We start from the raw sequence: 11,900 nt of genomic DNA, 5'->3' as shown, positions 1-11,900 counted from the left end.
TGTTTATATCAATTTATAAAACAAAAGTCACTATTATAAATTAACGATGCATTGATGTATGATAAGTAAATTGTCATTTTAGGCGTAATGACAATTAAATTGCGAATGAAAGTTTGGTCGTCATTGCGAAGGTCGGTTCTTTACCGCCTGAAGCCTGCCTACCGCAGGCAGGCAATCTGCTAAGAGTGGTTGGCTTTCTGAGTTTTGCAACCCAAAAAGATTGCTTCGCTTCTAAACGCTCAAGCCATTACTTCAGCTCTCAATGACGTAATTATTAATGTTTCAGCTTTGCTTTAAACAATTTTTCCAGTTTTTCCATTTTGGGTAAAATCACTAATCTGCAATAAGGTAATTCGCCGTTTTTAATAAAATAATCTTGATGATAATTTTCGGCAACATAAAAAGGCTTAGCTTTTTCAATAACAGTTACTACTGGATTGTCAAAGGTCTTTGTTTTATTTAATTCAGCTTTATACTTAGTTGCAATTTCTTTTTGTTCATCAGAGTGATAAAAAATAATCGAACGATATTGCGTACCCACATCCGCACCTTGTCTATTTAATGTAGTTGGGTCATGGCTCTTCCAAAAAACTTCCAATAGTTCATCATAACTAATTTTTGCAGGGTCATAAGTTATCTCCGTAACTTCAGCATGGTTAGTAGTTCCAGTACACACATCTTCATAAGATGGATTTACAACATCGCCACCTTCATAACCTGATTTAACACTTGTTACCCCATTCAAACGTTCAAAAAGAGCTTCAGTACACCAAAAACAACCCATTCCGAAAGTAGCTTTTTGTAATTTTTGCTTTTGCGCATCGGCATTTTGCATAAACAGTAGGGTTAAGATTGTTATTAGAATATATCTTTTCATTTTTATAATGCGTTTTCTAAGTAATGATACGCAAAACGAAACAGTAAAGTTTTGCGAATTTAAAAACGGACTTATCCTTGACAATTTGACTTGAAATTGAGATTTATTATTATTGTTAATAACTTAACAAATTGTTTTGTAAATTGTTAGACAAGTAAAATTTATCAAACCAATGTTTATTAACATATCTTTTATAAATTTAAATAACATTTAAAATAAATAACATGTCTACACCTTATATTCCTTGCCTTGATTTAGGCACTTACATTAATGGTAATGAAGAGCAACGCAAAAATTTTTCTGACGAATTAGGAAGAGCTTTTAATGATTCTGGTTTTGTAACCATCACCAATCATGGCGTTAGTCAAGAGTTAATTGATAAATTGTATGCAAACATTAAGGCTGTTTTTGCTTTGCCTGTAGAAACTAAACGTAAATACGAAAAACCAGAATTGGCTGGTCAACGTGGGTATACGAGTGCGGGAAAAGAAACTGCAAAAGGAGCTAAAACTGCAGATTTAAAGGAGTTTTGGCAAATAGGTAATGAGGTTACGGATGGCGACCCAATTAAAAGCGAATATCCTGATAATGAAGTTTTGGAAGAAATTGCAGAATTTAATCCAGTTACCAGGGAGATTTATCAGAAACTAGAAGAAAACGGCAAGCATTTATTGCGTGCCATTGCAACTTATCTAGAACTGCCAATCGATTATTTCGATAAACACGTTCATAACGGAAACTCAATTTTAAGAGGTATACACTATTTCCCAATTGAAAATCCAGAAGCCTTGCCAGATGACGCAGTTCGTGCTGGTGCCCATGAAGACATTAACTTAATTACATTGCTAATTGGCGCAAGTGCAGATGGCTTAGAGGTTTTAACTCGTAGTAACGAATGGTTGCCCATTAAAGCACATCATACAGATATCGTGGTAAACGTTGGAGACATGTTGCAAAGATTAACCAATAACAAATTAAGGTCTACTACGCACAGAGTGGTAAATCCGCCAGTTGAACTGATGAAAACTTCACGTTTTTCTGTTCCGTTTTTCTTGCACCCACGTTCAGATATGGATTTAACAAGTTTGCCTTCAACAATTGATGCAGAACATCCAAAAGTTTATAGCGACATGACTGCAGGCGAATATTTAGATGAAAGATTGAGAGAGATTGGATTGAAGAAATAGTTCAGTTTACGGTGGGCAGTTTACAGTTGGTAAATCGCAACTGCTAATTGAAAACTGAGAACTGATTTGGGCGTGCCCCCAAGCTACGCAAGGGGTCGGGCTTTTTGCTACAAGTCCTCGCTCAGCTGAAAAAGCTTTCGCTGTGGGCTTTTCGCTTCAATCCCTCACGCAACCTACAAATCGTTAATATAAAGCGCTACCTATTTAGCGCTTTAGTTGTTTACCTATCGGTCGGTGTCTCACCGACCGAAATAGCAAGAATGAATAAAGAATTAAGAGTTTATGCTACAATAAAAGGAATTGGTTCTGCCTCAGGATTACTCTTGAAAGGCAATTTATTATATGTAATTGGCGATAACAGTGCTTATTTGTACGAGTATAATATCAAAAGTAAAACCGTAAATAAAATTGAATTATTAAAAGGCTTAAATGTTTTAGAGAATATTCCAAAAGCAAAAAAGCGAGATTTTGAGGCGCTTTGTAATTTTAAAAACACACTTTATGTTTTAGGTTCTGGTTCTACACCAAACAGAAATGTAATGATAACCTATGACTTAGATTCTAAAAAGGTTGCCCAACAAGATTTATCATCATTATATGCTAAAGTTAAAAGTAGCTGTAAAATAGATGATGACAATTTGAATATTGAAGGAGCTATTTTTAATGGAGTAGACTGGTTTCTGTTTAACAGAGGAAATGGAAATGCAAAGAAAAATGGTGTTATTAAAATCTACGGAAGTGATTTAACAAAAGTCACAAAAATTGAATTTACTTCCATCGTTTTGCTAAAAACTGACCAAAAGTTAGTTTCATTTACCGATGCCGTTTTGCATAAAAATAGAATCTATTTCATCGCAGCTGCGGAAAACACAACCTCAACTTACCATGATGGCGAAATTTTGGGAAGTTACCTTGGTAGCTTAAATGCAGAAACGCTAAGTTTAAATTTCATTAAACAGATATCTGCCAACCAAAAGTTTGAAGGCATTTCCTTTTTTAAAGAAAACACCTCCAACTTGGAGTTCTTGCTTTGTGAAGATAGAGATACAGAAAATTTAGAGACTGTAATTTATAAGTTGGTTATATAAAAAGAGGTTTCAATTTGACCTATCGGTCGGTGTCTCACCGACCGAAATAACAACTATGTAAATTTTTTAGGGAGTGAAACTAATAGTGCATTCGTGTCTAAAACAACTATCATCAATTATTTATTTCTTTCTTAAGTGTTCTGATGCCCAAGCTTTCATGGTTTCATTATCCCACTTATTTTCTTCCCACAGCTTATCCATTTCTGTGGTAGCAGAATTGGCGAAATATTTTGCCAACATATTTTTAATTTCAGCCAATTGATTCTCTGGTAAATTGTATTGAAACAATTTTAAAAGCTCTATTTGCAGATTTGTTAACTTTCCAACAGCTTCCATGAGTGTAATTTTTATTATTCTGTGTATATCAAAAATACATAAAACCACTTGAATAAACAATATTACCGATTTGCGCATTACGGTTTATTTGTTGAGATTTTTCTAAATACTCAGATGACAAAAACTAAAAAAATGGAGCAGCCCGATTGCAAAAACTGCTCCAATAACGAATATGTAAAAAACCATATCGTTTAAGCAACCCAAGCGTGATTGGTTTGCAAAATTTTAATTAACTGTTTAGCCATTAATTTGTTGTTTAAGCTTCTCAATCTTATCATCTCTTCTTTTAAGCTTGGCTTCTAATTCTTCAATTCGGTTTTGCTGTTGATTGATAGTGTTTTGTAAGAGTTCTAACTCAGTTAAATTGATATAAACCTTTTGCTCGCTTTTTAGTTGCTCATTATATTTTTCCTTTTGCAAGAATGCCTCAATTGGTTTGCCCAAAATTTTAGCAATTTGTTCTAAGCGTTCAATTGTAATTTTAACAGCACCAGCTTCAATTTTATAATAAGCACTTTGTGTGATACCTAGTTGATTAGCCATTTGCTCTTGGCTATAGCACACTTCATCCCTGTATTTTCTTATATCATTGCCATAAACATTCTTCTGTTCGGCTCTGGTTAATTCTTTGGCACCTTCAAATCCCTTAAATAACATAGTGGTAAATTATAACTAATATCTTGATTATTTAGGAATAAATTTATTCCCAAGTAGAATTAATTCATTCTTAAAATAATCGCTTTTGTAAATAGGTGAAGCTAATTTTACCTAGTTATTTATATAGCAACGAGCATTAACGGTTATTGGTGCTGCCATATTTTGCCTGGCATGGAAGGGCAAAAAAATTATTTAAACAAAAACAAAAAACTAAGTATGAAAAAACTAACTTTAAACACAACGGCCTTTGCTGGTGCAAAAGAGCTAACTAGAGCTGAGATGAAAAATGTAATGGGAGGTAATATGTCAGGAAGTGGGGTGTGTGATGGATGGATGACTAATCCCGATGCAGGAGTGTGTTATAATTGTTGTTATGGTATATTGGGAGATATAGCTGTTTCTGAAGAAGAGAATTATCATTATATGGATTTTTGTATGGAGAGTTGCAATTTATAACTAACACTTATCAAGATGTTCTTAGTCCAATTAATAATATGCTAAATTATAAAAGACACATTTTTGTTATATTGATTTCTATAATTGCGTTGGCAAGTTCTGCGCAAACAATTAAGTATAATGTGAGAGGAAATATTGCTAAAGTTGGTTTAAACAGTTATGCATACCTTATCATCCATGCTAAGCCTTTTAAACTAATGTCAGTTCCTATAAAAAATGGAATTTTTGAGTTTAATGGGGAAATGGCTCTGGATTCGAATCTTTACCATACCGCTTCTATATTTGTTGATGTTTCTAATAAAATTACAGTTGCAGAGGTGCAAGAAAAATATAACAAGAAGGAATTTCGTTTTGGTGTTGATGGATTAAATTTTATGGTATTGGAGACTATTGAATTATCTATTGATACTGGTGCAAAAATGTCTCAAGCTAAGATTGTTGCGGGTGGTGTTTTAACCAAGGAGCATCAAGAATTCAGAAAAATTTATAATAATCCCGAATTAACATTAGCTTTTATTAAGAGTCATCCTGATTCACCTATACCATTAAGTCTATTTTCATCTTTTATTAATATTAATCATATGGTATTTTCAAATCAATCCGATGAATCGAAGAAATTTCAATTAAATAAAATGTATGATTTATTCTCTGATAGATTGAAAAAAACCAAAAAGGGAAAAGATATTAAATCTATACTAGAATCTGAAAAGTAATTAAAGTTTTTTGCTCGGAATCTTGGACATATAAAAGCTCTTTTACCTATCGGTCGGTGTCTCACCGACCGAAATTACAAGAATGAATAAAGAATTACAAGTTTATGCCAACATAAAAGGAATTGGTTCTGCCTCAGGATTACTCTTGAAAGGCAATTTATTATATGTAATTGGCGATAACAGTGCTTATTTGTATGAATACAATATCATAAGTAAAACCTTAAATAAGATTGAATTATTAAAAGGGATAAAGGTTTTAGAGAATATTCCAAAAGCAAAAAAGCGAGATTTTGAGGTGCTTTGTAACTATAAGAACACGCTTTATGTTTTAGGCTCTGGTTCTACGCCAAACAGAAATTTAATGATTACCTATTACTTAGATTCTAAAAAAGTTGTTAAGCAAGACTTGTCATCATTATATGCCAAAGTTAAAAGTAGCTGTAAGATAGACGATGACAACTTGAATATTGAAGGAGCTGTTTTTAATGGGGTAAACTGGTTTTTGTTTAATAGAGGAAATGGAAATGCAAAGAAAAATGGTGTTATTAAAATCTACGGAAGCGATTTAACAAAAGCCACAAAAATTGAATTTACTTCAATCGTTTTACTAAAAACCGACCAAAAGTTAGTGTCATTTACCGATGCAGTTTTATATAAAAATCAAATCTATTTCATCGCAGCAGCGGAAGATACAACTTCAACTTACCATGATGGCGAAATTTTAGGAAGTTACATTGGAAGCCTCAATGCAGAAACGCTAAGTTTAAATTTCATTAAACAGATATCTGCCAACCAAAAGTTTGAAGGCATTTCCTTTTTTAAGGAAAACACGTCCAACTTAGAGTTCTTGCTTTGTGAAGATAGAGATACAGAAATTTTGGAGACTGTGATTTATAAGTTGGTGATATAAAAGCCAAACATACAATTTAACCTACAGGTAGGTGTCTCACCGACCGAAATAACCGCTATCGAGGAGGGTTTTAAAACAAACGTTAGAACAGAGGAAAATCTCTTGAATTATTTTCTTAGAAATTCCTACACAGTTGGAAGGGAAAAAACTAAAAAAATGGAGCAGCCCGCTTGCAACCAGACTGCCCCAATAACGAATATGTAAAAAACCATATCGTTTAAGCAAGCCAAGGGTGATTGGTTTACAAAGTTTTAATTTCTGGAGTTAAACTGTAATTTGTTGTTTAAGCTTCTCAATCTTATCATCTCTTCTTTTAAGCTTGGCTTCTAATTCTTCAATTCGCTTTTGCTGTTGATTGATAGTGTTTTGTAAGAGTTCTAACTCAGTTAAATTGATATAAACCTTTTGCTCGCTTTTTAGTTGCTCATTATATTTTTCCTTTTGCAAGAATGCCTCAATTGGTTTGCCCAAAATTTTAGCAATTTGTTCTAAGCGTTCAATTGTAATTTTAACAGCACCAGCTTCAATTTTATAATAAGCACTTTGTGTTATGCCTAATTGATTAGCCATTTGCTCTTGGCTATAGCACACTTCATCCCTGTATTTTCTTATATCATCGCCATAAACATTCTTCTGTTCGGCTCTGGTTAATTCTTTGGCACCTTCAAATCCCTTAAATAACATAGTGGTAAATTATAACTAATATCTTGATTATTTAGGAATAGATTTATTCCCAAGTAGAATTAATTCATTCTTAAAATAATCGCTTTTGCAAATAGGTAAGGCTAAGTTTAGCTAAGTATTTATATAGCAACGAGCATTAACGTTTATTGCTGCTGCCGTGTGTAGTCCAGTATAAAAGGGCATAAAATTTATTTAAACAAAAACAAAAAATTAAGTATGAAAAAACTAACTTTAAACAAAACAGCCTTTGCAGATGCAAAAGAGCTAACTAGAGCAGAGATGAAAAATGTAATGGGTGGGGGTTGTCCTGCTTGGTATCAAGCGCAATGTATTGCCACCGCTGCTAACGCAGCCTCAGAAGCTGATAGTGGTGATGAGGATGCAGTTTATAATATGATAATGAGTATCTGTATGAGTGAATACACATCTATGCCAGATAACCCTTAGAAGAAAAATCATTTAAGACACATTAACTGCACGGCAATTAATGTGTCTTAAATCTATGTCGAAAAAATGAAAATATTACATAAAAATATAATAGATTTAAAATTAACATTGAAAAATATAATTTTCTTTATTTTTTTATTATCAACTAATCGTATAAATGCTCAATCAAATATCTCAAGGATTATTGGATTTGTAAAAGAACCAGATTATAAATATGCATTTTTACTATTGCCTGAAAGGAAAATGACCATTAAAACTTCCATAATAGAAGGGAAATTTGATTTCGAAATTGATAAGTCTCAGGACTTTGAAATGGGCACAATTTATTTTGGCATTGACTCTAACAGAACCTATAAGGATGTAAATGAAAAAAGAAATGAAGGAATAAATGAGACTAAAAGTATAGTTTTAGATGATTCGGTAAAAATATATGTTGAAGATAACGTTAATGAGGCAGAGCTGATTGGTGGTAATGATACAAAAGCCTTAAATGCCATGAACGAAGCAATTAAAACAAGAAAGTATACTGGTTTCTTTGAGGCATTTCCTGAATCTCCAATAACTGTTTTTTTATTGAAGATAATGTTGAGTGTAGAGAAAAAAACAAGTTATAGAATGTTTGTTGATTATGAAAAAATCTACTCTAATTTACCATTAAGATTAAAGGAATCGAAAAGAGGATTGGAAGTAAAAGCTCTCTTGGAAAAATGATATTTTAGCTTAAAGGGAATTTTAAAGCTCAAAAGGTATAATCTCTAATAGAGAGTTTTCTGCTTAAATAAAGAAGCGATATTTTGATTTTCTATCGCTTCAAGTATTTATTTCCTCCCCTTATCAATCGCTCTATTTATCGCATCTTGTATTCTTGGTCTAATGTTCATTCTCCCTAAGTTTTCACTAACAGTAGGATTAACTCGATTAGATAAAAAGATATATACTAATCCCCTAGATGGGTCTACCCACACGCCAATTCCTGTATAACCTGTATGCCCAAAAGTTTGAGAAGAAGCCAATTCTGACGGGTATTTTTTGCTAGCATCTGGGTCCCAACGGTCAAAACCTAAACCTCTTCTGCTCACATTACTTTGTTTGGTGGTAAACATTTCTACCGTTTCTGGTTTGAAATATTGCTCGCCACCATAAGTTCCTTTATTCAGCATTAGTTGATAATAGATTGCCAAATCGTTAGCACTACCAAACAAACCTGCGTGACCAGCAACACCGCCTTTTAAGGCCGCACCTTGGTCATGAACATAACCTTCTAACAATGTTTTTCTAAAAATTTGGTCGTCTTCTGTAGGTACAATTTGTTCTTTTGCAAAGCGATTTCTTGGTAAATAACCTGTGCTATGCATTCCCAGCGGACTGTAAAAATTATCTATTACATATTGCTCTTCAGGTTTTTGAGAAATATGTTCTACAATATCTTGCATGACGTACATACTGATGTCGCTATAAACATAAGAACCACGAGTTTTAATCGGCGAATTCAGCATCTTTGGCCACATGAAATCGCTAAAAAATCCTTTTTTGATGTAGTATCTATCGGCAACCTTTGTAGGGAAAGCGGCAGAAGAATCTCTACTGTAATCTCCTTCTTTAACAAAATTATGAAAAGGAATATATGGTATAAATCCAGCTTGATGCAACATCACCTCACGAACATTGATATTGTTCATTGGCGTATTTCGAGCTTTTGGGATGTAATAGCCAATGTTCGTGTCAAGCTTTAATTTTCCTTGCTCTACTAATCTCATTACTGTTGGGGTTGTTGCCGTAACTTTAGTAACTGAAGCCAAATCGAATATGTCGGTTACTTTATCTGCTATAGTATTATCGTAAGTGTGAGAGCCAAAAGCTTTATTATAAATTACTTTGCCGTCTTTTGCTACTAAAACTACAACACCTGGAGTAGCTTTTCCAGCTATTGCTTCTTTTGCAATTTTATCTACTTCCAATAAATCTTCTGTGTTTACACCAGCGTCTTCAGGTACAGTATATTTTAAACGAGTTACAGCAGTTTTATAACCAGAACCAACCGTATATTTTCCAGAATACCCTTTGCTTAATGTTTGTTGAGCAGCAATTCCACCAAAAATAATTTGCGGAACAACCATTGCCGCCTCTTCCGTATTTTGTGCACTCCAAACTATGGGAGCACTTAAATTATCGAAAGAATTTAAAGCTTTTCCATTCCCAAAAACTGCTAAAATTACCTGTTTGTGTTTGGCAACATCATTAATAAAATTTAAGGTTTTCCCATCATTTGCCAGTTGGTCGGTAATGGTAATGATTATTGTTGTGTAATATTTTAAATCATCTGCTAAATCATTGTAGGTTGATGAATCAGCATATTTTTTTGCGCTTAATGATTTTACATCAGCGTATTTATTTAGCAAACTGTCAAAAGAAACTTGATAATCGAAACCTAAATTAATGGAAGCGAATTTTTTCTCTGCCAATTTAGTAACTGGAATAAACCAATCTTGATTATTTAATAAAACAGAACTATTTACAACAGAGTTAATGTTTTTTAGTCGATTTTCATTTTGTTTATGGTCTTGCGCACAAGCACTCATTGTAAAAATAGCAGTTACACATAAGGCTATAATCCCTGTCAGTTTATTTTTGTTCATATACTTTTTCTCCATTTAAATACGTCTTTAGTACTTTGTTATTCAAAATTTGTTGTCCAGTTGCTTTCATGATATCATTATCTAAAATCACAAAATCTGCAAATTTGCCAACTTCTAAACTTCCTTTTTCTTTTTCTTCAAAATTGGCTTTTGCAGCCCAAATTGTCATTCCTCTTAACGCTTGCTCTGGTGTTAAAGCATTCTCCATTTGAAATCCATCTTTTGGGAATTCTTTAGAATCTTTTCTTGCCGTTGCGGCATAAAAAGTTAACATCGGGTTGATTTGCTCAACAGGGAAATCAGTTCCTAAAGGTATCCAACCATTTTGGTTCATCAATTGTTTGTAGGCATACGCACCTTTTACTCTTTCATTACCTAAACGGTCTGCTGCCCAGTACATATCAGAAGTTGCGTGAGTTGGTTGCACGGACGGCACAACGCTAGATTTTCCAAATAACCCGAAATCGCTTTGCGCCACAACTTGAGCGTGTTCTATTCTCCAACGTTTATCATTTTTTCCTTTTAAAACTTTATCATAAATCTTTAAAATGCTTCGGTTGGCAGAATCGCCGATGGCGTGGGTACACATCTGAAAATTGTGCGAATTAATCTTGTCGGCTACTTCTTCAAAATGTTTTATATCGCTTAATAAAAAACCAGACGTATTTGGCATATCGCTATATGGATGCAATAAACAAGCGCCACGAGAACCTAAAGCACCATCAGCATAAACTTTAAAAGCCCTAACGTTTAGCCTGTCCGTTTTAATCGCACCTCTTTTAAATAAGTAATCGAAGTTTTTTTCTGCATCAGAAAGCATTACATATAAACGCATTTTAAGGCTTTTATCACTTTGCATTTTTTCTATAAATTCTACAGCTTCAAAGTCTAAACCGCAATCGTCTATGGTTGTTAAGCCAACAGCAAAACAGTTTTTTTGTGCGTCTAATAATATTTTGGTTGCTTTTTTTTCATCTGGACCAGGTACTTTATTTGAAACTAATTCTACCGCATTATCAATTAACAAGCCAGTTAACTTCCCATCTTTTTCTACAATATCTCCGCCAGTTAATGTAAATGATTTTGTGATGCCGGCGGCATTTAAGGCACTCTGATTTGCTATGGAAGCGTGTCCATCTACTCTTTCCAATAAAACTGGTCTGTTTGGAAATAGTTCATCTAGTTTTTCTTTAGAGGGGAACTGCTTGTCGGCCCAATCATTTTGGTCCCAACCTCTGCCTGTTAACCAGCCATCTGGATGCGTTTTTGCAAATTCAGTAATTCTTTTCAACACATCTTCCCAGCTTGTTGTTCCTCTTAAATCGGCACTTTGCAAGCTTTCGCCATAACCATAAAAGTGTGCATGGGCATCTATAAAACCAGGGTAGACTGCTTTTCCATTTGCATCTACTTCCTCTTTTGCGCCAAATTTTTCGCGAACATCAGCGTTGCTACCTACGGCTAAAATTTTCCCGTCCTTAACTGCTATGGCTTCGGCAATATCAAATTTGTCGTTAACGGTATAAATTTTTGCGTTGTAAATAATCAAGTCTGCTTGTGGTTTGCCGCAACCAAAAAGCATAATAAGCAAGGCAAATAGGGGGAGAAATCGTTTCATGTTTTAAAGATAGAAATCAGTTTGGAGTTTTTGGGTAACAAAATTAACCACAGATAAAAATGATGAAGAAAGAAGAAATAAAATCTATGATTAGAGGTGTTTAATTTGTTTTAAATTTTCAGAAAAGCAATGCCTGTAGTTCTTTGGATAAGCTAGTCCCGCTCTCTGCTTAATACCATGAAGAATGGTATAACGCTGCCGGTCGGGTTTAGGGAACGATGGTTTTTGCTGCTATCAGGGGTTTTCCTTGCACAAGCCTTTCCATTTAAACCCCTGCCTGCGGCAGGCAGG

13 protein-coding genes are annotated in these 11,900 nt (G+C 33.9%); 7 read left to right on the top strand and 6 right to left on the bottom strand.

Going from position 1 to position 11,900, the window contains the following annotated elements:
* Positions 1–274: 274 nt before the first annotated feature.
* Positions 275–877 (bottom strand): peptide-methionine (S)-S-oxide reductase MsrA, encoded by a 603-nt coding sequence (msrA, locus tag R2Q59_RS11485; RefSeq protein WP_316785603.1) that lies wholly within the window; start codon positions 875–877, stop codon positions 275–277.
* 224 nt (positions 878–1,101) lie between these two features.
* Between msrA and R2Q59_RS11480 the strand changes: the two genes are divergently transcribed.
* Both R2Q59_RS11480 and R2Q59_RS11475 read left to right on the top strand, forming a co-directional pair.
* Complete coding sequence (locus R2Q59_RS11480) at positions 1,102–2,064, top strand: isopenicillin N synthase family dioxygenase (protein ID WP_316785602.1); 963 nt, start codon at positions 1,102–1,104, stop codon at positions 2,062–2,064.
* 260 nt (positions 2,065–2,324) lie between these two features.
* Positions 2,325–3,152, top strand: a complete 828-nt coding sequence (locus R2Q59_RS11475; RefSeq protein WP_316785601.1) for a DUF6929 family protein — start codon at positions 2,325–2,327, stop codon at positions 3,150–3,152.
* A 120-nt stretch (positions 3,153–3,272) separates the two neighbouring features.
* On the opposite strand, the gene R2Q59_RS11470 is transcribed toward R2Q59_RS11475, so the two are convergent.
* Both R2Q59_RS11470 and R2Q59_RS11465 read right to left on the bottom strand, forming a co-directional pair.
* Complete coding sequence (locus R2Q59_RS11470; RefSeq protein ID WP_316769000.1) at positions 3,273–3,488, bottom strand: hypothetical protein; 216 nt, start codon at positions 3,486–3,488, stop codon at positions 3,273–3,275.
* Positions 3,489–3,725: 237 nt separating this feature from the next.
* Positions 3,726–4,145, bottom strand: coding sequence for a helix-turn-helix domain-containing protein (locus tag R2Q59_RS11465; RefSeq protein ID WP_316768999.1), 420 nt, complete (start codon positions 4,143–4,145; stop codon positions 3,726–3,728).
* Between the two features lie 216 nt (positions 4,146–4,361).
* Here R2Q59_RS11465 and R2Q59_RS11460 point away from each other — a divergent pair, with 216 nt between their 5' ends.
* The 3 genes from R2Q59_RS11460 to R2Q59_RS11450 all read left to right on the top strand — a co-directional run bounded on the left by R2Q59_RS11460 (position 4,362) and on the right by R2Q59_RS11450 (position 6,224).
* Entirely contained in the window at positions 4,362–4,601 is a 240-nt protein-coding gene (locus R2Q59_RS11460; RefSeq protein WP_316785600.1) for a hypothetical protein, read from the top strand.
* A 38-nt stretch (positions 4,602–4,639) separates the two neighbouring features.
* A complete protein-coding gene (locus R2Q59_RS11455) occupies positions 4,640–5,314 on the top strand; it encodes a hypothetical protein (RefSeq protein WP_316768996.1) in 675 nt (224 codons plus the stop codon).
* An 82-nt stretch (positions 5,315–5,396) separates the two neighbouring features.
* Positions 5,397–6,224 (top strand): DUF6929 family protein, encoded by an 828-nt coding sequence (locus R2Q59_RS11450; protein ID WP_316768994.1) that lies wholly within the window; start codon positions 5,397–5,399, stop codon positions 6,222–6,224.
* 264 nt (positions 6,225–6,488) lie between these two features.
* Here the strand turns inward: R2Q59_RS11450 and R2Q59_RS11445 are convergent, their stop codons facing one another.
* Positions 6,489–6,908: a helix-turn-helix domain-containing protein gene (locus R2Q59_RS11445; protein WP_316768991.1), complete on the bottom strand. Its 420-nt coding sequence runs from the start codon at positions 6,906–6,908 to the stop codon at positions 6,489–6,491.
* Positions 6,909–7,124: 216 nt separating this feature from the next.
* Here R2Q59_RS11445 and R2Q59_RS11440 point away from each other — a divergent pair, with 216 nt between their 5' ends.
* Together R2Q59_RS11440 and R2Q59_RS11435 are read left to right on the top strand one after the other, a co-directional pair.
* On the top strand, positions 7,125–7,355 hold the full coding sequence (locus tag R2Q59_RS11440) for a hypothetical protein (protein WP_316768989.1): 231 nt from the start codon (positions 7,125–7,127) through the stop codon (positions 7,353–7,355).
* A gap of 66 nt (positions 7,356–7,421) precedes the next feature.
* On the top strand, positions 7,422–8,066 hold the full coding sequence (locus R2Q59_RS11435) for a hypothetical protein (RefSeq protein ID WP_316785599.1): 645 nt from the start codon (positions 7,422–7,424) through the stop codon (positions 8,064–8,066).
* 107 nt (positions 8,067–8,173) lie between these two features.
* Here R2Q59_RS11435 and R2Q59_RS11430 read toward each other — a convergent pair whose 3' ends face one another.
* Positions 8,174–9,991 (bottom strand): serine hydrolase domain-containing protein, encoded by a 1,818-nt coding sequence (locus R2Q59_RS11430; RefSeq protein ID WP_316768987.1) that lies wholly within the window; start codon positions 9,989–9,991, stop codon positions 8,174–8,176.
* Entirely contained in the window at positions 9,978–11,609 is a 1,632-nt protein-coding gene (locus R2Q59_RS11425; protein WP_316785598.1) for an amidohydrolase, read from the bottom strand. The genes R2Q59_RS11430 and R2Q59_RS11425 overlap by 14 nt, the downstream gene beginning before the upstream one ends.
* Between the last annotated feature and the right edge of the window lie 291 nt (positions 11,610–11,900).

This window comes from Pedobacter frigiditerrae (genome assembly GCF_032678705.1).
In the GTDB taxonomy this organism is placed as follows: domain Bacteria; phylum Bacteroidota; class Bacteroidia; order Sphingobacteriales; family Sphingobacteriaceae; genus Pedobacter; species Pedobacter frigiditerrae_A.
Note: the sequence above shows the minus strand (reverse complement) of the source record. Positions and strands in the feature narration are given on the sequence as shown.